The 20,365-nt window shown below is 59.4% G+C and carries 17 protein-coding genes and 1 pseudogene; 7 read left to right on the top strand and 11 right to left on the bottom strand.

What is annotated here, in order from left to right; genetic code table 11:
* Positions 1-105: 105 nt before the first annotated feature.
* From ACP146_RS20540 to ACP146_RS20530, 3 genes are all read right to left on the bottom strand, one after another.
* Positions 106-465: a DUF4440 domain-containing protein gene (locus ACP146_RS20540; RefSeq protein ID WP_422368626.1), complete on the bottom strand. Its 360-nt coding sequence runs from the start codon at positions 463-465 to the stop codon at positions 106-108.
* Between the two features lie 177 nt (positions 466-642).
* Positions 643-963 (bottom strand): hypothetical protein, encoded by a 321-nt coding sequence (locus tag ACP146_RS20535; protein WP_422368625.1) that lies wholly within the window; start codon positions 961-963, stop codon positions 643-645.
* 170 nt (positions 964-1,133) lie between these two features.
* Positions 1,134-1,670 (bottom strand): hypothetical protein, encoded by a 537-nt coding sequence (locus tag ACP146_RS20530; protein ID WP_422368624.1) that lies wholly within the window; start codon positions 1,668-1,670, stop codon positions 1,134-1,136.
* A 389-nt stretch (positions 1,671-2,059) separates the two neighbouring features.
* Here ACP146_RS20530 and ACP146_RS20525 point away from each other — a divergent pair.
* Positions 2,060-2,822: pseudogene (locus tag ACP146_RS20525) on the top strand (IS5 family transposase).
* Positions 2,823-3,060: 238 nt separating this feature from the next.
* Here ACP146_RS20525 and ACP146_RS20520 read toward each other — a convergent pair.
* The 8 genes from ACP146_RS20520 to ACP146_RS20485 form a co-directional block, all read right to left on the bottom strand.
* Positions 3,061-3,720, bottom strand: coding sequence for a LysE family translocator (locus ACP146_RS20520; protein WP_422368623.1), 660 nt, complete (start codon positions 3,718-3,720; stop codon positions 3,061-3,063).
* Positions 3,721-4,228: 508 nt separating this feature from the next.
* Positions 4,229-5,074, bottom strand: a complete 846-nt coding sequence (locus ACP146_RS20515; protein ID WP_422368622.1) for an EamA family transporter — start codon at positions 5,072-5,074, stop codon at positions 4,229-4,231.
* A 1,683-nt stretch (positions 5,075-6,757) separates the two neighbouring features.
* Positions 6,758-8,104: an aspartate aminotransferase family protein gene (locus ACP146_RS20510; protein ID WP_422368621.1), complete on the bottom strand. Its 1,347-nt coding sequence runs from the start codon at positions 8,102-8,104 to the stop codon at positions 6,758-6,760.
* A gap of 13 nt (positions 8,105-8,117) precedes the next feature.
* On the bottom strand, positions 8,118-9,254 hold the full coding sequence (locus ACP146_RS20505) for an ABC transporter ATP-binding protein (RefSeq protein WP_422368620.1): 1,137 nt from the start codon (positions 9,252-9,254) through the stop codon (positions 8,118-8,120).
* Positions 9,255-9,282: 28 nt separating this feature from the next.
* Complete coding sequence (locus ACP146_RS20500; RefSeq protein ID WP_422368619.1) at positions 9,283-10,098, bottom strand: ABC transporter permease; 816 nt, start codon at positions 10,096-10,098, stop codon at positions 9,283-9,285.
* A gap of 10 nt (positions 10,099-10,108) precedes the next feature.
* Complete coding sequence (locus tag ACP146_RS20495; protein WP_422368618.1) at positions 10,109-10,987, bottom strand: ABC transporter permease; 879 nt, start codon at positions 10,985-10,987, stop codon at positions 10,109-10,111.
* A gap of 47 nt (positions 10,988-11,034) precedes the next feature.
* On the bottom strand, positions 11,035-12,120 hold the full coding sequence (locus ACP146_RS20490) for an ABC transporter substrate-binding protein (RefSeq protein ID WP_422368617.1): 1,086 nt from the start codon (positions 12,118-12,120) through the stop codon (positions 11,035-11,037).
* A 57-nt stretch (positions 12,121-12,177) separates the two neighbouring features.
* The gene (locus ACP146_RS20485) at positions 12,178-13,002 is read right to left on the bottom strand and encodes a sugar phosphate isomerase/epimerase family protein (protein WP_422368616.1); all 825 of its coding nucleotides are present in this window, start codon (positions 13,000-13,002) and stop codon (positions 12,178-12,180) included.
* A 258-nt stretch (positions 13,003-13,260) separates the two neighbouring features.
* On the opposite strand from ACP146_RS20485, the gene ACP146_RS20480 reads away from it, so the two are divergent.
* The 6 genes from ACP146_RS20480 (at position 13,261) to ACP146_RS20455 (ending at position 20,252) form a co-directional block, all read left to right on the top strand.
* Positions 13,261-14,088, top strand: a complete 828-nt coding sequence (locus ACP146_RS20480; protein WP_422368615.1) for an IclR family transcriptional regulator — start codon at positions 13,261-13,263, stop codon at positions 14,086-14,088.
* Positions 14,089-14,166: 78 nt separating this feature from the next.
* The gene (locus tag ACP146_RS20475; RefSeq protein WP_422368614.1) at positions 14,167-15,108 is read left to right on the top strand and encodes a dihydrodipicolinate synthase family protein; all 942 of its coding nucleotides are present in this window, start codon (positions 14,167-14,169) and stop codon (positions 15,106-15,108) included.
* Positions 15,109-15,171: 63 nt separating this feature from the next.
* Complete coding sequence (locus ACP146_RS20470) at positions 15,172-16,860, top strand: FAD-dependent oxidoreductase (RefSeq protein WP_422368613.1); 1,689 nt, start codon at positions 15,172-15,174, stop codon at positions 16,858-16,860.
* Between the two features lie 94 nt (positions 16,861-16,954).
* Complete coding sequence (locus ACP146_RS20465; protein WP_422368612.1) at positions 16,955-18,667, top strand: phytoene desaturase family protein; 1,713 nt, start codon at positions 16,955-16,957, stop codon at positions 18,665-18,667.
* The gene (locus ACP146_RS20460; RefSeq protein WP_422368611.1) at positions 18,664-19,989 is read left to right on the top strand and encodes an enolase C-terminal domain-like protein; all 1,326 of its coding nucleotides are present in this window, start codon (positions 18,664-18,666) and stop codon (positions 19,987-19,989) included. Before ACP146_RS20465 ends, ACP146_RS20460 begins: the two co-directional genes overlap by 4 nt.
* Positions 19,986-20,252 (top strand): hypothetical protein, encoded by a 267-nt coding sequence (locus ACP146_RS20455; protein WP_422368610.1) that lies wholly within the window; start codon positions 19,986-19,988, stop codon positions 20,250-20,252. Before ACP146_RS20460 ends, ACP146_RS20455 begins: the two co-directional genes overlap by 4 nt.
* The last annotated feature ends 113 nt before the right edge of the window (positions 20,253-20,365 follow it).

Below are 20,365 nucleotides of genomic sequence, written 5' to 3'. Positions count from 1 at the left end.
AAAAGAAGTCTTGGCTGTATCTTGACGAGTCAGCAATTTTGGCGCGAAGCCGTCATTTGCTGCAAATCCAACGAATGACTAATTCTGGCCGCGAGCCGTCACCGTTTATTCGAGCGCTGAACGCGTTCCCTGATGGAACGCCATCTTCCAATGCTTCCCATTGGACCGCCAAATTGAGCTTCGAAGGGTAGCCGTCTCGCGAATCCGGTAGGTGACAAGCATGATCGAAGGTGAGAGTTCCCGAGCATTGAACTCCGTGATCGTACGTGGGCCGTCAAATCCCGGAGCCTGCTGCAGCGCCTCGATCATTGTCGGCTTGTCGTATATACGGCCGGAACTTCCGAACTCAATGAAGTCATCCGCCAAAAGGCTGTCAACCTCGCGTGGCGAGCGTCGAACAAGAGGGTCCATCAGGCGGGCTTCCAAGGCGCGCAGCTCTTCGGCGATTTTCGTTTCCGCGATCATTTTGCTAGACTATCACATATTAATCTGGCCATGGCGCATTACCAACGCCAAGTTGATGTTCATATGATGTGCTAACATAGAAGTGAGTAAGCCAATTGAAGCGACTGCAGTTGGCCGCGTATGGCCCTTTGGTATAGCCATACCGAGTGATCGCTATGGCCATTTGCAGATTTTGAGCTACTCGCTACAGCGCACGAAAAGTTTCTCCTCGCCACCGAGGAATAACAGCCCGGGTGACAGTCCTCCGCCGGTAGCTGCTAACCGGAGTTCTTCGCTGTCCGCCTTAACGAGGTCGAATTGTGCGGTCTCGTTGATGGGTCCCGGTTGCACCTTGCCGAGAAGGCTCGAATACTCGACCCGATGATCGAAGATCATGATCACAGTATCGTCGCGGAGTTTCCAGCGGCCGGTGCGCCAAGGCAATAGGCCATAGGCGTCGCGGTCATTGCGCCACCACTCGACGGTCCCAGTTCCGTCAAGCTCGAAGAAGATGACCAAATTCTTCTCGCACTGGGCGGCGCTTCCGGACCAGGCGCGAGCGAGGATGGCACGATTCCCACCGACCAGACGGCCAACGATACCGGCTGGCTTCGCCGTCTTCAGGCTTTGCTCAAGTGCTGGATCGTAGGTGGCTCGAACTTCAACGATCTCAGAGCGTCGCGCTTCATCTATCCGTGCCTTTGCTTGTTCTTCGTTATCTGCGCCATTTGCTGGTCGCGCTCAGCTTTGTGCGTAGAAGCTTGCGCTGCTGGTTGTCGGGACTGTGCCGCTACATTTCGACGAACGACCGCTTTGTATTGGTCTGCCGTGGCGCCGGGTGTCGTGACGGTCGCTTTGAACACCCGAGGGTCTCCCAAAACGCGGCCCCGCTCGTCCGGTTCACCCTCGTTAGTCACGAGCCCGATAACCTTGCGCTGGTTGGATCCGCGGGCGCCAAGCAAAGCGCAGAGCGTCGTGTAATGGTTGATTCCCGCAAGCGCGGCATTGTTGAGAAGCGCTTCATCGGGTAACTGCTCCCGGTTCTCGAACAGCCGGATAGTCTCGGCGATCTCGTGGCATTTCGGCGCTTCAGGCTTCGGCACGTAGAGGGCCGCGTCGATCTCTCTCTCGTAGACGAACCAGGCCAGCCAATGCATCACGGATCGCAACGTCAACATCCAACCCACCATCACAATCCGGCCCGGTTGGCGACTCACGATAATCATCCACAAGGACCTGGCGCTGCGCCCCTATCGCGGGTGAAGGCACGCTCAATGACCCTCAAGCTCGGCAAGCTCCCCGACCAAGAGGCGGTGAAGATCACCTTTACCAGAAGTTCTGGGCCCGCGCTTCCAATGTTTGATTCTCCGATGGGACTATGCCGCGGAACCCGGTTTCTCCGGCTCCAACCCATTAGCATCGAAAGAGATGGGATGGGTGACGCAATTTCGTGCGCGCTCGATGCAAGCATGCACGATTTGACGTATCCAATTGCGCTAGAGACCGTGCGATGCAGCTTTTCCAACCTGCATCATTGCCCTAGGGTCTGTACTCAATAGGGGCTTCCCGAGGTCGGGGAACTGTGATTCAAGGCTTCTGAGCAAAGGAGGCTTGGATGAGCAGAAATCTGTTTTACCTGAGCGAGGAGGAGTGGGCCCGGATTGAGCCCTATCTGCCGCGCGGTCGGCGCGGGGCTCATCGGGTGGATGACCGTCGGGTGATTTCCGGGATCGCCTATATGCTCAAGACAGGAGCGCGGTGGCGCGACTGTCCGCCGGAGTACGGCCCCTAAACGACGATCTACAACCGCTTCAATCGATGGAGCAAGCAGAGGGTTTGGGAGGACATTTTCTACGCCCTGACGGGCAAAAGCTTTGTCGTATCGACCACGGCGGTGGACTCCACCCACATCAAGGTGCACCGCTCGGCGGCGGGGGCAAAAAAAGGGGGGACTTCGAACAGGCAATCGGTCGATCGCGCGGCGGACGGACGACTAAAGTTCATGCCATAACCGATGCGCTGGCCCGCCCCATAGCCCTCTCGCTCACGCCAGGACAGACGCATGAATTGGTCGGTGCGGCCTGCTTCTTGAGCTTATCCCGACCTCCAAACAGTTTCTGGCCGACCGGGCCTATGACGCCACAAAGCTGCGCAACTGGTTGACAGAACGCGGATGTGAGCCGGTCATCCCTCCAAACCCAACCCGCAAGCATCCTCACTCCTACGACAAAGTCGCCTACCGAGCCCGCAAGCTCATCGAGCGGATGTTCTGCAGGCTCAAGGATTTCAGAAGGATAGTCACCCGATACGACAAGCGCGACGACACCTTCCTTGCCGCCTTCTGCCTAGCCGCGGCCATCACTTGGTGCATCAATTGAGTCCCGACCCTAGATCATCCTAGCCCGCGGGTTCAAATCACCTCGCAACCAACATTCAACCACGCATGCTGACAATGCAGAGCAGCAAACAGGTGAGATCGACCCAACGCGGTCGCTCGGCTCTAGGAGTGTGAATGATGCCCAAGCGGACAAAGCTGCCATTTGATGATGGAGTGCTAATATCCGCATCTGCCAACGGCTTCGCAAGTATACCCTATGCGACACCCTGCAGCTTCTCTCAGGCTCGCCTAAGGGCATTCCACGCTACGCTCGTTCCCAGCCCGCAGAACAGCGCACCCATCGCTGCCAAGATTGGTCGCCGTGCCGCTTCGAAGAAGCGTACGATTGGGGCGGCAGAGAAGAAAACGCCGGTAATCGTGTAGGTGACGATTCCGATCGTCCCGCTCATGAGAACGATCGCGACCAGAAGGAGAGACGGCGCGTCAACCGGCACGAAGGTCGTCAGGATCGAGCCGTAGAACAGCGCGGCTTTGGGATTGGTGGCTGTAACGAGGAAGCCCGTGCGGAACGCCCGCCACCCGAGCGGGCGTTCGCCCACCGTTCCATTCGGGTGAGACGGTGCGCTCCCGACAAGAGCGCTCCGGAAGGACTTGAACCCGAGCCACAGCAGGTAGGCTGCCCCCGCGAGGCGAAGCGCAAGCGCAACCTGTGGGACTGCGGCAAACAGAACGGACACACCAGCGACCGCGAGCGTGGCCCAGAGCAATCCGCCGAACGCCACGCCCCAGCCGGTGAGGATGCCGGCCCGGCGGCCTGCCACGACCGAGGCGTTCATGACAACGAGCATGTTGGGACCAGGCGTTAGCCAGGCTGCGATGCGGATGGCAGCAATCGCGCTTAGAATTGAAAGGGCATCGGGGCCGAGCCAAGCGTCCATGATGTCGTTTGCGTCCCTGGGAGTGAAGTTCCCTTTTTGGTATCACAGCCGTTCGGTGCTGTCGCGTTGCCATTGTTAGGGTCATTGAGGCGCATGAGTAGCGCTGCTGCTGCGCACCCATCGGGAATCACTCGATAGAACACGCCTTGCACGGTATCGGTGTCGCAGTTGGGCCAAAGTCCAGCTTTCGAGACAACCACTGATGCAGGTCCAGACTCGACTGGTGTGCTATCAGCCTTTAAGCAAAGCAGTCATTCGTTGTCGACGCAGCGTTGGTCGAGGTGGGCTCTTTGTGGTCATTGCGGCGCTCGTCACCAATTGATGATTTTTACCGCTAAAGGTGGTCGGCCGAACGGGATCAGCCAGAGCAGATCACAAGTGGTTCAAACCGACCCAAGGCGGTCGATCAAGTTATCCGTCTACCAACGGCAGTATTTTTATCGTAAGGTTGCCGCCCGGTCGCGGCCATCGGCTAGGGCGTTCCTAGACGGTCCCAGCTAACCATGCTTCATTTCTGGCTCCGGCTAAGTAGGAGACCAAGGCTGACGAGCCCGGCCGATACAAAGCGCCAAGCGCCGAAGCCTTCTTTCAAGACGAAGGTTGAGATGATCGCCGCGAACAGGACGCTCGTTTCCCTAAGCGCGGAAACCATACCCATCGGGGCCAGGGCTAGGGCCCAGACGATAATCCAGTAAGCACCGACTTGCATGACGCCGCCGGCAAATCCGGTTACGAGGTTGGAGCGGGCAACACGCCAAATCGCATTTCCTTTCCAAAACAGGGCAATCAGGAAAGTCAGCAGTCCGTCGCCGATTGTAAGCCAGACGGCGAATCCCAAGACCGAGCCTGCCTGCCGAGCGCCAAGTCCATCCACGACGGTGTAGGATGCAATGCAGACGCCTGTGATCAAAGCAAAAACAACAGCTTTCGGCCTTCTAGCTATGCCAGAGGCCCCATCGAACGTTAGCGCCATAACGCCCACGGCAAGGCAGATCACACCGACGACAGCTAGGGGCTCGAGGACCTCACCGGCGAACACAAGAGCGCCGCCGGTCACCAGAATTGGCGCGGACCCTCGGGCTATCGGATAGACTTGGCCCAGATCACCGTGATCGTATGCAATCGGCAGGAAGAAGTGGTAGCCGGTGTGGAGAAGGACAGCCAGCGCCAGCAGTGGCCAACTCGCCGGATCTGGGGTCTCCACGAAAGCCAAAAAAGGGAGAGAGAAAAGGCTGCCGGCCAGGGTCACGACGGCCATGACAGCTACGCGATCTCCGCTGATCTTGATCAACGCATTCCATCCAGCGTGAAGCGCTGCCGCCAGCAGAACAAGTAGGGTTATCTCAAAGCTCATTGCCCGCGCACGGTCCGAGGAACATTCGATGCAAACAAACAGAGTTTGATCAAGCTGTCCAGCTTAACTGTCGGTCGAGACCAACGGCCATGCCGAGCCCATAGATCTTCGCGAACGGCCGAAGGTCACCGCAGAAGAGCTGCTCAAAACGGTAGCTCAAATGGCCGTTCCTGGCCGGTCTCGGCCCATCCCGAATTGACTCCGAAACTTGATTAGTCACGCAAGTGCTAAGAAACGCGGGAGCCGACCATCTTGGCCCTTCGGGGTGCACGCATCCAACTTCGGCTCTCGGATCGTAAACCGTCCGTCCGGTGAAGACGCTCGATCACTTCGTTGAGACGTTGTCTTTCAGGAGCCTCAGCACCCGCACAAAGGCGTCTGATCGGGTAGCCTCGTTTGTGCCGACCAGCGGCGCCTCGCCGTCCATAGCCGTCACCCCGAGCCTTTTTCGAAGAGGCATGTCTGGTGCGTCGAACGGATGCTCCGCGTCGGGATAGACAATAATCTCAACCAGTTCGCCTCGATGCCGAGCCGCCTCTATGAATTCAAGGCATGATCTGGGTTTCGTCCAATTGTCGTCGCCTCCTTGCAGTATGCGCAATAGAGCGACCGGCGACCAGCTGCCAGGTTCGACATCCGTAAATGGCTGAGGCTGAAGGCGGTTGCTGCAAGCACTCGGACAGAGGGCAATGGCCGATCGGAAGTCGTGAGCCGGCGGCGGATTCGGTTGGCCAATACTCTTGGAGATGATGATCAAGAGCGTGATGCAGCCACCTTGCGACCATCCCATCAGAGAGATACGGGCAGGAACAATGCGGGGCAAGGACTGAAGAAATGCCGGGGCAGCGTAGGCGTCTCCTGGCCGGTCACGTTACATGACCCGCCGCGCTCCGCTGGGGCTGCAAGTCTCTTGGAAACCACGTGGACCGACACTGTCGATCATTAGGACGGCATATCCGGCGTCGTTCAGAAATCTACCCCACGCTGTACACGTCGCGTAAATTCGGCCTGCACTCCCCAACCCGCTGCAACCGTGAAGGAAGACAACGGTCGGTACCTTGCTCAAGTTCATGGGTACAGAAAGAAAACCCGCCAGCTGTGTCTCGTCATTTGTGCACTTGAACTGGACAGAGTCCGTCGCGAACGCGGCACAGGTCGAGAGAACACAGAGGAACCCGGCTAGCAAAGCGGATCGAATAGATTGACGCACTATCATGCCTGAGATGATAGCCGGCTAGTCTGATGTTCGGAGTAAGATGAGAGCGCGCCGCAATCCGCGTTATCCGAACGGCCTTTGTCATTCGGCAGTTGGAAGTTGGTACGCATAAGAGGAATGACCGCTCCTGGCCGACTCCGGTCATTTCGGCACTCTTGAGGATCGCCTTGGCTCATCATCCACTGCTTGGAAAAGGTCCGACTGGTATCGTTGGTTGGGAACTCCCATAAACAGCCAAAATACTCGCCATCTCAAAAAGATTGCAGGTGATTTCGTTCTGCTCATCTACACCACTGCCGAACGCTCGGGTACCGTATGGGTACCGCTGGAGATGAAGCTCGATCCAAAAGAAGCTGGTTTCGTTAGCGCTCGCCAAATGTTTGCTGCTGACGGTGCCTTCTGGATTGGCCCATGGTGATATGAGACCGCGATAGAAGGCAAAGACGCCGAGGCATGGCCTTGTTGCGCTAAGTAGCTGTCACTCGGATTTCTGATAGTGCAGTGTCGATCGACTGTCCGAGCATGGTGACAATAGCTTCCAGATCTTCCGGTGCAGCGATTAGCGGCGGACAGACAACCACGTGATCGCCGTTCACACCGTCGACCGTTCCGCCGAGGGCATGAGCGATCAATCCGCGGGACATAGCGCTACGGTAGATTCGCGCACTGAGGCCGTTTTGCACGGGGAATGGGGTCTTGCTCTCTCGGTTTTCCACCAACTCAAGGGTCATCAGCATGCCACGGCCCCGTATGTCGCCGACATTGGGATGCTGACCGAACCTGTCTTCAAGCCCGGACCGTAGCAGCGCCGCAAGCCCTCTGACGTTTTCCAGAAACCCCTCGGAGCGTAGCGTCCGCTGCACTGCGACAGCGGCGGCGCAGGCCGTGGCGTGGCCCGAGTAGGTGAACCCACCTCTGAAGACGCCAGAGCCCGAAACAATGGCATCATAGATCTTCGTGTTGAGGAGAGTGGCGCCGATTGGCTGATAGCCGGCGGCAAGGCCTTTGGCGAGGGTCAGAAAATCCGGCGCAATGCCATCCTGCTGGCAGGCGTGCAGTGTACCGGTTCGGCCCAGCCCGCAAAAAACCTCGTCCAGCAGGAGGAGCACGCCGTACCTGTCGCAGATCTCGCGGATCCGCTTGAAATATCCGGGTACAGGCGGCACAGCGCCTGAGGTGGTGCCGGTCACGGTTTCGGCCACGAAGGCCATGACCGTCTCCGGGCCCAGGCTCAGAATCGCCTGCTCCAACTCGTCGGCCACCCGACGGCCGTATTGCTCGGCGGTCTCGGTCTCGCGCCGCCCGCGATATTCGTAGCAAGGCGCAATATGCAGCACATCGGGAAGAATCTGCTCGAAGGGCGCGCGGCGCGCCATCTGATGGCCCACGCCGATGCTGGTCAGCGTCGCGCCATGATAGCTGCTGCGGCGGGCGATTACCTTGCGTCTGGTGGGCTGTCCGATCTCATCGAAGTACTGGCGCGCCATCATGAGCGCGGACTCCACGGCTTCCGAGCCACTGTTTACAAAGAACACCTTCGTCAATCCGTCCGGTGCGTCGGTCGTCAAGATATCTCCGAGTGTCTCCAGGGGCTCGGAGGTGAACATCGACCCGTGGATGTAGGCAAGCTTGCCCACCTGGCGCTGCACCGCCTCGATGGCGGCAGTGTGGCTGTGACCGAGACAAGAGACGCAGGCCCCTCCGGCATAGCTATCGAGATATCGCTTCCCGTCCTTGTCGATGACGTACATTCCATCGCCCCGCACGGCGATTGGCAGGTTGCGATCGGGGACCCGATGGAAAACGCTGCTCATCTCGTTTCTCTCCTTATGATTTCGGCACAAGCACTGGATCGACGGTCGAAAACCGCAATCCAAGGATTTGGCCCTTCTTCACGCGATGGGAGTCTTTAGGATTCGCCATTACTGTCAAAGGACCGACCGGGGTGGCGATCTCTGCCCGAATCGTGTTGCCGAGATACACAGTGTTCTCTACTCGGCCGACGACCGTCGCGTCGGGTTCCGCACACAGCTCTATGTTTTCTGGCCGCACCATCATCAAGCAAGAGCGTGAAGGGTCTTGGGTTGCGCCTTCGCTAGTACTCACCAGTTGCCCATCTGATAGGGCGAACTCGTACTGCGAACGCCGCTTGAGTTCGATCAGGTTTGCCTCGCCGAGGAAGTTGGCCACGAACGCAGTTCTGGGGTGCCGATACAATACCTCGGGATGGTCGATCTGTTCGATTCGTCCCTCCTTCATGACTGCGACGCGATCCGAGAGCATCAGAGCTTCGCCCTGGTCGTGCGTGACATAGACAATGGTCAGGCGAAGCCGTTCCTGGAGACCGATCAGTTCAAGCTTCAGTTCCTCGCGGAGGTTCTTGTCGAGAGCCCCCATCGGCTCGTCCATCAGGAGAACCCGGGGTTCGTATACCAAAGCGCGGACCAGGGCGACGCGTTGGCGCTGACCGCCTGACAGCTGCTGCGGAAACCGGTCGGCGAAGTGTCCGGCGGGCATCTTGACCATGTCCATGGCCCGGATCACCCGCTCATCTGTCTCGGCCTTCGCAAGTTTTCGCAACTTCAAGGGATAGGCGATGTTTTCGAAGACCGTCATGTGGGGGAACAGGGCATAGCTTTGAAAAACCATCCCGATGTCACGGGCATAGGGCGGGACGTTCGTTACATCTTGCTCCGCGATGTTGATGCCCCCCTGCGAGGGAGCTTCAAATCCCGCCAACATCATCAGGATGGTTGTCTTGCCAGAGCCGGACGGACCGAGTAGCGATACGAACTCGCCGGCTGCAATCTCCAGCGACACGTTATCGACGGCGGTCACAGGCCCAAATGTTTTGCTCAGCCGTTTCATGGTGACGGTCGAGCCCGACAGCGGAGCACCTTCATCGGGAGCTTCGCTTGTCGAAGCCTCATTCCGGACAGGCGCAGTATCCAACTCGATCGTCACGGTCTTTCCTTTCTCCGGGTGATCCTGGCTATCCAACCGCCGGCACCGCCTGCGTGCGCTTCACCTGCCAACGTTTCAACAGGCCGAGTTGCGCCAGCAGAACCAAGGCTACGAGGATCTGCAGAGCCGAAACGGCGGCCACGACGGGAGACACGGCAAAGGAGAGACTGGCGAAAACCCGAACCGGCAATGTTGGTCCAAGCGTTCCGGCAAGGAACACTGTGACCACGACTTCGTCGAACGACACCAGGAACGCAAACAGAGCTCCGGTCAGAATGGAGGGCATATTGGTTGGGATCGTCACATCCCACATCGTGCGCCATCTATCGGCGCCGAGGCTCAGGGCGGCGAGCTCTACATTGGGGTCGGTCCTGGTCAGGGCCGCGGAGACGATCAGAAAGACATACGGGACGCCTAGAACTGCATGCATCACGGCCAGACCAAAGCTCGACCCGATCAAGCCAAGATCCAGGTAGAGCGAGTAGCCGCCGGCAGCCAAGACGATGGGTGGTACGACAAGTGGCGCGATCGCAAGGGCCTCCACGAATTGCTTCCCTGGCAAACGAGTCCGAGCTACGGCGAAAGCGGCAGCAGATCCGACGATTGTCGTCAAGCCGGTTGCCATCGCGCCGACGATTGCCGTTCTCAGCGTGGCTTCGTTCCAGTGTTCATCCGTCAGGAATTCGGTGTACCACTGCCAGCTAAACAGGTTTGGCGGGAATCGGAGAAAGTCGTCCTGGCCGAATGACAGCCAGACGACGATTAAGGTCGGCAGGATCAGGTAGCCGCTGACCAATACCAACACCGAAACTCGGATGACGCGGTGTTGAAGCATATCGTTCATGCCGTCACCACTATTTGAAATGATCGGATATGCGACCGATCCTGCTTGCGACGGCGAGCAACCCTATCGTGATCCCCAACAGTAACAGCGACATCGCACCGCCGTCCTTCAAATCGAGGAAGGTTGTCACTTCGGTGCTGATCAAGTTGGAAATCATCGATACACGAGGCCCACCTAGTATGGCTGGCGTGATGAAGAACCCAAGAGAGACGACAAAGACCAGAATAGAGGCCACGGCTGTGCCCTGCTTGGTCAGGGGCAGAAGGATGTGGACAAACGTTTGCCAACCGCGCGCACCCGTGATTGCAGAGGCCCGCAGAAGATCCATATCGACGCGCAACAGGATTGTGTAGATCGGCAGAATAGCGAAAGGCAGCATCACCTGTACCAAGCCGACAAAAACCGCAGGCTCAGTGTTCAGCATTCGTAGCGGTGCGTCGATCAAACCGAGGTCCAAGAGCACCGTATTGATCATACCTTTGCGGCTGAACAATGTCGTCCAGGCATAGGTTCGAACCACAACGCTTGTGAACAGCGGAAAAAGCACCAGAGCGAGGCAGATAATCCGAACCCGTGGCGAGCTGCGCCAGATCGCATAAGCCGCGGCATAACCCAAGACCACCGTGATGACGGTCACGATGAAGGCGATGCGAAACGACCGGAATGCGACCGTCTGGAACAAGCTCTTACTGAGAATGGTGGCGAATACCTCAGCGCCAGCCAAAACACCGTCCTGGGCCAGTTCCACCACCAAGCTGAGCAGCGCCCCAACAAAGAAAACGCCAATCAACACAAGCAGTGGGGCAAGCAAGCCGAAACCCACTAGCTTCGACAGGACGATCCCTTTCGAAACGTCCGAGATCTCGGCTCCTTGCCTGTCATGCATCATGCTGCCTGCCAATCAGATGAAGATAGAACTAGTCGACCACACAGCCTTCACTGGCTGATGTACTCGAGCCACCACTCGCCGATCTTTTCCGACTGGCCGGAGAGCGCTTCGTTCAAGGCGTCCGGAACCGTCAGCAGGCCTTCTTGCGCCTCCGGCGTGACACTGATCAGCGACTTGTATGCGGCTGGCAGATACCCCACCGACTCGGGATTCGGCGCACTATAGCCGACAATCCTGGTGAACTCGGCCTGCTGCCTAGCATCCAACATGTAGCTTGCGAATGCGTTGAGAACATCTTCGTTCTGCGTGCCCTTGAGGTAGGCGAGATAGGTGAAGAACTGGATGCCCCCGTTGTGCTGGACTCTCCATTTTGGATTGGCCAGGGCCGCCTGGATGATGCGCCCATCCCAGCACATGCAGTAGTCGACCTCCTCGTCGATCTGCCATTGGGCCATTTCGCTGCCCGTCGTCCACCAGCTTGTGACCTGGTCTTTGATCCCGTCCCAAATTCGCCCACAGCGGTCCAGATCGAGGCCGTTCGTCATCTCTTCCATGGTGACACTATCGGCTGCCAACGCCAAAATGCACATAAGCGGTGCGTCGCCGGCGGTTCCGCCAGCCGCTCGTGGTCCCTTGATGCTGGGGTCGAAGAAATCCTTCACGCTCGTCAGCGGCGTAACACCGTCGACGTCTCGATAGGAAACGGTGACCGCCGAGTTCAACACAGCAACGCCAAAGGGGTGCACCGCGTCGTCGGGCAGCTTCTCAGCGCCGGCTATCTTCGAAGCGTCCACTTCCTGGAACAGACCTTCCTTGATGAACCTGGGCAGTAGCGGGGCATCCAAGCCGGACCAGGCGTCCCATTCCAGCTTGCCTGCATTTAACTGCGCCTTGGTGGCCGCTGCTGCCTCATCCAGGCCGGCCTCGACGAGCCGGACCTTGGCGCCGGTCGCTTCCTCGAATGGTTCGATGTAGGCGGTTCGAAGCGCTTCGGCGTATTTGCCACCTGGACTCCACATCACGACCTCGCGCCCGCTCAAATCGCCCGCCGCGGCCGCAGTGGTTGAGAGCATCACAGCGGCGGTTCCGGCCAGCATTGCGAGGCGCGCGCCCTGCTTAAACAGTCTTATCATCTTTACCTCCCTGTTCTTTACGTATTGATTGCGGTAACAGACATTCAGCTCATCCGCTCACACGGCGGATTGACATCGTTCTATGCAGGTCTGCACGACCTCCTCCGGGTTTCTCTTCCACCAGTTCTGTTCCGAGAAGATCTCGACCTCGATGGGGCCGTCGTAGCCAGCCGCTTCCACGGCATGGCGAATGCGCGGGATGTCGATAATGCCGTCGCCCATCATGCCGCGATCGAAGACCAGATCCCGGGTCGGCACGAGCCAATCGCTGACATGGAAGCCTACCAGACGGTCAGCACCCGCACGCGCGATCTCGTGGTCCAAGAACGCATCCCACCAGACGTGATAGATGTCGACGACGATGCCGAGCCCCCGGCCAAAGGTGTCACAGAGATCGTTGGCAGCAGACAGAGTGTTGAGGCAGGAGCGGTCCGCTGCGAGCATGGGGTGCAGAGGCTCCAGCGCTAGAACGACGCCGGCCTGGCGCGCCGCTGGCAGAAGCTCGGCTATGGTCTCGCTCAGCAATTCGCGCGTGCGGCCAATGTCCTTTGAGCCCGGCGGCAACCCACCTGGGAAGAGCAAGAGACAGGTCGCTCCCAGCTCCGCGGCTTCCTCGATGGCGCGCCTCGCATCGGTCAGCGCCGCAGCCCGTGCCCTGCCTTCAGAGGCGTTGAATGGTCCCGCCCGGTTCAACCCCGACACCTGCATGCCATGGTCGGCCAGAATGCGTTTCGCCTCGCCGAGTCCGATCTCGCCGAGCTTGTCACGCCAGACGGCGATGCCGCGCACGCCGTGGCGGGCGTAGCCCTCGACCGACTGGCGGAAATCCCACTGGGCGCGCGTCGTTGCCTGATTGATAGCGATGCGGGCGCTATCCAACATCTAGTGGCCGAGCTCCCTGCCCATTCCGTTCGGCCTCTCCATCCCCAAGGTGCTCACTTCCTCTCTCCGAAGTTGGGCCGCGACAGCCCTGGTCGACTTCCTGAGAAACCACGGAGCGACGACCAAATCGATTGCGCCGTCTCGCGCTCGGCTGAGGCCAAGAAATGCTCCTGGATGCCACGATCAGCGCTTGACTTCTGCCGTACTGTAGCAAAAATAGAACTAAGTTCAAGTTTTGAAGATTGATCGGATTTTGAAATGAGTTCAACATCGATTGAACGCTGCCTGGACGTCATTGAACTGTTAGCTGATCGGCCGGACGGCATGAGCCTCACGGAGATTAGCGGTCACCTCGATGTGCCAAAGAGCGGGGCCCACCGCCTGCTGAACATTTTGATTGCACGAGGCTACCTGGCGCAGGGCGCCACGCGTCAATACAGGTTGACTATGCGGCTCGTACGACTTGGGTTTGCTTTCCTTGCCGAAACAGGGTTTGCCGAGATCTGCCAGCCCATCCTCAATGATTTGGCCAGGAAGGTGGGGGAGTTCGTTCGCATGACCGTGGTAGAGGGCGAAAATCTGGTTTGGATCGCCCAATCTCAAGGCTCTCGCTCAAGCGTCGTGATCGATGCAACCATGACCGACTCGATCCCGCTCCACGCGGCGGCGACCGCCAAGGTATGGCTCGCAACCCTGCCGGAAGAAAGGGCGGTCGAGTTGGTAACGCATCAGGGTTTTGGCAAGGCGGAAGACTACGGCCCGAATGCTGTTCGCAGCGTGCAGGCCTTCTTGGAAGAGATGGCCAAGACCCGTGCGCGCGGCTATGGCCTCAACCTCGAGGAGTCCGAGCCTGGAGTCGCCTCGGTTGCGGTTGCCATCAGTCGTTCAGATAAGAAAAGTGCTTCTGTTTTCGGAACCCTGAGCGTGGGAGCGCCCGCCTTTCGCGCCTCCCAGAAACGCCTGGTCGGATTTGTTCCCGACATGAGGAAGGCGGCCGATGAACTTGCCGCTTTGTGGCCGGTTCTGCAGGAGAGCCTCGCGAAAGGCGAAGTCTCGTCCAGCGAACGAAAAGCTGCAGCAGGGTGAAACGCCAGTTCAGCTTTTAATGCCGGGATTCGCACCCCTATGCACCGTTAGACTGACAAGAACGCAAGGGAATCACAGATGAGCGATTTGGCCGTCAGAGGCATTTTCGCCGCGCCTGTTCTGCCGATGAAGCCCGACTTTGAGATCGATTGGGAGATCCTACGATCTTACATCGACTGGGTGGCATCTCAAGACCCCGCCGGCATCGCCATGAATATGGACGCGAGCGAGGCGCCCTCCTTGAGCCGTGACGAGCAACGTGAGGTCATCGAGATCTGCCGGAATGTCATCGCGGACCGTTGTCCTCTCGTATCAGGGCTCATCGCGACCTCGACTGCTGATGCAGTCGCTTGGGGCAATGAACTCAAGGCGGCAGGTGCACAAGGGCTGGCGATCTTTCCGCCCATGCCGACCTTCCTCGGCAAGCCAGTTCCGGGCGACATGATCTACCGCTATCACGCGAGCATCGCAGAAGATGTCAACCTGCCGATGATCGTCTTCCAGTTTCCCGTCGCTTGGGGTCCCGACTTCCCGCCGGACGTGCTGGAGCGGTTGGCGGGGCTGCCACAGGTCGTCGGCATGAAGGAGGCCTCTTTCGACGCGGCGCGTACGACCGAGACTGTCGAGACCGCCAAACGTTTGCCGCGAAAGATCGGCATTATGACCGGTAGCGACACCTTTATATTCGAGGCTTTCGTCATGGGCTGCGATGGCGCCCTGATCGGTTTTGCAGCGACTGGAACGGCCGAGATGGTCGCCATGCATCGCGCTGTGGAGCAGGGCCGCTACCCCGAAGCCAAGGCGATCTGGGAGCGTTTCGGCCCCTTGGCCCGCTACGCGTGGCGGGCGCCGCTGCGCGACTATCGCCCCCGTATGAAGGAAGTTTTAGCCGCGCAGGGGATCATTCCCCACGCCACTGCGCGTCCACCGCAATTGGGCGTAAGCAACGGTGAGCGCGCCGAGCTGTGTCGACTCGCCGTGGCGGCTGGGCTACTGAATGCGGAACCCGTGGGCGTATGACGCAGGGATCTGCGCTCAATCGTTCTTATTGCTGCCGCAGTCTTCGCAAGACGGCCACGCGACATGATGCTTCTTGATCCCATTGAGATTAGAGGCGTCAGAATACGCAATCGCATTGTCATGCCTGCCATGACGACGCGTCTTGCAACCGAGGATGGGCGGGTGACCGACGAGCTGTCCGCCTACTACGAAGCGCGGGCAAGGGGTGGCGTCGGGCTCATAACGCTGGAACTCAGTTCGCCTCACCCTTCCGGACGGCATCGCCGCAACGAGCTCGGGATCTATGCCGACCGTTTTGAAGAGGGCTTGTATGGGCTCGTCAGGCAGCTCCAGGCGTTTGGCGCGAAGGTCTCGATCCAGATCGGCCATGCCGGCAGCCACGCGCACCCGGATGTCACCGATGCGGAAGCGGTTGCGCCGTCGACGGTGACGCACCCGGTCCAGGAAGGCGATCACAAGACAGTCAGACCCCGTGCGCTCACGTTGGAAGAGATCCAGGATGTTGTCGGGTGGTATGCGGAGTCGGCGGCCCGGATGAGGCGCGTCGGCTTCGACTTCATCGAACTCCAAGGCGCCCATGACTACCTCATCGCCCAGTTCCTGTCTCCGGCGGATAACAAGCGGGACGACGGCTACGGTGGCGACATCACCAACCGGGCTCGCTTTGCCCTGGAGGTGCTCGTTGCCTGCCGCAAAGCTGCTGGCGACATGCCGGTCTCCTTTCGCATGAATGGCGATGAATTCGCACCGGAGGGCTTCACCAAGGACGACGCGCTTGCCCTTGCGCCCATGCTCGAAGCCGCCGGCGCCGATTTGATCAACGTTTCAGGAGGCTCGCACCGCTCGCGACCGATCCGCCAGAGCACTGTGCCGTCCATGTCGCATCCAGCCGGCTTACTGGTGCCCCTGGCCGAGTCCATAAAGCGTGTCGTGCGTGTGCCGGTGATTGCCGTTGGCCGCCTTCATGCCCCCGACCTTGCGGAGTCCACCCTTCGCGCCGGTCAGGCCGACATGATCGCCCTGGGACGCGCTTTGCTCGCCGATCCGGAATGGGTCAACAAGCTTCGCGACGGCCGCGCCCAGGACATCCGCCCATGCGTTGCCTGCAACACCTGCGTCGATTCGCTCCGCTCGGGAAAAACGGTCGTCTGTCTGGCCAACCCAATTACGGCCCGGGAGCATAGCTTGGTGTCAAGGCCAGCTCATGCTGTGAAGGCCGTTGCCGTCGTTGGCGGCGGGCCCGCCGGCATGGAGGCGGCCATTCATCTGGCGCGACGTGGTCACCAGGTGACGCTCTACGAGCGGTCACCTGAACTCGGCGGCAGACTGCGCTTCGCTTTCATGGCGCCGTACTTTCAGAACGTTGAGAGCGCGCGAGACAGCCTCCTCGGCTTGGCGGACTACCTCGCGCGGGCGACCCGTTCAGCGGGTGTGAAGGTTGTGCTCGATCGAGCTGTCGAGCCGACGGACATCGTCCGGGAGCGTCCCGACGCGGTCGTCGTCGCCATGGGCGCGCCCTATCTACCGGGCATGTTGACGCTTCTACGAATTCCGGCCACGCGCCGCCTTGCGCGCCTACCCGTTCTCCGAAAGCTGTTTCTCAAAGTTCGCCTGCCCTCGAAAGGATCCTTTGCCCGGCATCTACGGCGTGCGGGCATAGAGACCCACGTAGTTGGCGACTATACGGGAACGCGCGGCGTTCAGCAGGCACTGGAGAGCGCGGCCGAAGTCGGGCTCACGCTGGGTAGCTGAGGTGACCTGGAGATGAAAGGTGGTAAGCCTTGATTGCTTTGAGTGATGCACGGTCGATTTTGCCCGGCGATATTGAGTTCGCGACGCTCATGCTTTGCGTGATGACGGCGGTCGGACCGGCGCTCTGCATGCTGCGCCAGCGCAACATAGCTGTTTGAGGATTACGATGCCCGTTTCAGTATCCGTCCAGCCACGAACGAATCAAACGAAGGCGAGCAAGTTCGACGTGATCGTTATCGGTGGTGGACACAACGGTCTCGTCTGCGGTGCATACCTCGCCAGAGCGGGGCTCAAGGCCTTGGTTCTAGAACGGCGCCCTGTCATCGGCGGCGCCGCGGTGTCCGAGGAGGTCGTACCAGGTTTCACTTTCTCGGTTTTTTCCTATGGGGTCGGTCATCTGCACCCGAAGGTAAACAGCGAACTCGAACTAGAGAAGTTCGGCCTTCGGACGGTTAGCTACGGCGACACCTTCGTCCCGGTTTCGAATAAGCAGTTCTTCGTCCACAGCGGTGATGTGGCCGCGACTCAGCGCCATATTGCACGCTTTTCGCACAAGGATGCGGCACGTTACCCGGAGTTCCTCGCTTTTCTCGCAGCCCTAAGCCCTTTCATGCATCGGCTGCTCTTGGAGACGCCTATCGATCCGGCCAAGCGGGACTGGCGTTCGTTGAGGAAGAGCTTTTCCTTTCTCTGGAAGTATCGAAAGATCGGCGACGGTCTCTATAACATTGCCGATCTCTTTACCCAGAGCGCCGACGACTTCCTGTCGCGGTGGTTCGAGAGCAGCGTGATCCGCGCCCATTTCTCCTATTGGGCTGGCGTGGGCAATATGATGAGCCCAAAAACGCCTGGCTCGGCCTGGGCGACACTCTACTATCTTTTCACCATGGAGACCCATGGCGGCGTGCCGCGCGGCCATTCGATCGGCGGCATGGGGAAAGTCAGTCAGGCGATCGCGGACGCCGGTCGAAGCTTCGGCCTCGAGGTGAAGCCGGACAACGAGGTGATCAAGGTCGAGACGCGGAATGGACAGGTCGTGGGCGTCGTGACGCGGGACGGGTTGGACTATGCCGCGCCGATCATTGTCAGCAATGCCCATTGCAAGGTGCTATTCGATGATCTGGTGGGAGAAGCTGCCCTTCCGGATCATTTTCTCGACAACATCCGCCGCTTCAAGACCCATTCCACGGCCTGGAAGATCAACATCGCCTGTGAGGCGCCGCCGGATTTCGCTGCGTTTGATCGCAGCGAGAGCGGGACCGACTATTGCGCCTTCGCCCACATCGGACCCGATATCGACTATCTCGAGCGCGCCTACGATGACGCCAAGTATGGCTGGTATTCCTCAAGGCCCTGGATGACGGCGGCGACGCCGACGCTTGTCGATCAAAGCATGGCACCGAGCGGCAAGCACGTGGTCAATCTCTATGGCGGGCATGCGCCCTATGAACTGAAGAACGCCAGTTGGGCGAGCGAAAGAGAAAACTTCATCAATAGCGTCATGAGCGTGATGGATGACTTTGCGCCAGGCTTTTCAAGCCGCGTGATCGACATGCAGGTTCTCCTGCCACCCGACATAGAGCGCATCCTCAACATTCCCAATGGCCATATTCTGCACGGCGAGATGTCACCTGATCAGCTCTTCTTCCAGCGGCCGGCGCCGCACTACGCGGACTACCGCACGCCGATCAAGGGCCTTTACCAATGCGGGTCGTCCTGCCATCCGGGCGGCTGCGTCAGCGGCATTCCGGGCCACAACGCCGCGCGGGAGATCCTGTCCGATCTTGGCAAGGTAAGGCGCCTATGACCGCCAGAATCACCCAGGTTACTGCTCGTGACATTCGCTTCCCGACCTCGCGGCAACTCGACGGGTCAGATGCCATGAACCCGGCTCCGGACTACTCGGCGGCTTACGTGATACTCGAGACCGACCATCCAGAGGGTCACGCCGGACACGGCATGACCTTCACCATCGGGCGCGGTAACGAGCTCTGCGTGGCGGCGATCGAGTCGTTGGCGCCGCTGCTTGATGGCCAGGAGCTGGACGCTGCCTTTGCCGACATGGGCGCGATCTGGAGGCGCGTGACCGGCGATAGCCAATTGCGCTGGGTCGGGCCGGAGAAAGGAGTGGTCCACTTGGCGGCGGCGGCGCTGATGAACGCCCTCTGGGACCTCTACGCCAAGGCTGAGGGAAAGCCGGTCTGGCGCTTGCTCGCCGACATGACACCGGAGCAGGTCGTCACACTGGTCGATTGGCGCTATCTCCGTGATGCGCTGACACCTGAGGACGCGGAAGCGATCCTAGAGCGCCGGCTCCAGGGCAAGACCGAGCGCATCGCCGAGATGGAACGGGACGGCTACCCGGCCTACACGACCTCGGCCGGCTGGCTCGGCTACTCCGACGACAAGATGCGTGAGCTGGCGCGTGCGGCTATTGCCCAGGGCTGGAGCCACTTCAAGATGAAGGTCGGCGCCGACATCGAGGACGACCTGCGTCGCGCCGCGCTCCTGCGCGAGGAGATCGGTCCGGACCGCAAGCTCATGATGGACGCCAACCAAGTCTGGGGCGTTGCTGAGGCCATTGCCAATACCGCCCATCTGGCCACCTATGACCCCTGGTGGATGGAGGAGCCGACCAGTCCAGACGACATCCTGGGCCATGCCGCCATTGCCAGGGCCGTGGCGCCGGTGGCGATCGCGACCGGCGAGCACTGCCATAACGCGGTGATGTTCAAACAGCTGTTCCAGGCCGGAGCGATCCGCTTCTGCCAGCTCGATTCCTGTCGCTTGGCCAGCTTGAACGAGATCATCGCTGTCCTGCTCATGGCGGAGAAGTTCCGCGTGCCGGTCTGTCCACATGCTGGCGGCGTCGGGCTCTGCGAGTATGTCCAGCACATCGCTATCTTAGACTACGTAGCGGTCTCCGCATCCTTGAAGAACCGGGTGTTGGAATATGTCGATCACCTCCATGAGCACTTCCTTGATCCGGTGGTGATCAAGGATGGCCGCTACATGCCGCCCACTGCGCCCGGCTACAGCATCACGATGAAGCCGAAGAGCTTGCATCAGCATGCATATCCAAATGGATCAGCCTGGCGTCCGGCGAATCGTGGAGTGCAGGTTAGATGAGCTTTGTTGTCAGCCAATTCAAACGCGATGCTAAAGAGAACATGATTGCCGTTAACCTTCCGACGGCCAGCGTCGGCTATCATTTGCCCTTCTGCGGTTGCAATAACACCTCCTGCGGCCCGTGGGAGCTGGGCCGCTATGCGGTCGAGTTTCACACCACGGTCAGGATCAGCTGTGTCGCGCCGTTGTGGCGCGCGCCCTTTGCCCCCCTTTCTCCCTGTGCCTCCGACCCGGCCTCGTGCCGGGTCTTTTTTTCACTGTGACCACTGATGCGGCAGAGATTTTCGTTACACACTTTGGCAAATACATCCAATCGCATCTGATGAATGATGTTTCTGTCTTTTATTGACAGTTTCACCCCCTTTATCTTGTTGAA

This window comes from Pelagibius sp., assembly GCF_965249265.1.
Classification (GTDB): Bacteria; Pseudomonadota; Alphaproteobacteria; order Kiloniellales; family Kiloniellaceae; genus Pelagibius.
The sequence above is the reverse complement of the archived record's forward strand: the minus strand, read 5'-3'. Positions and strand labels throughout refer to the sequence as shown.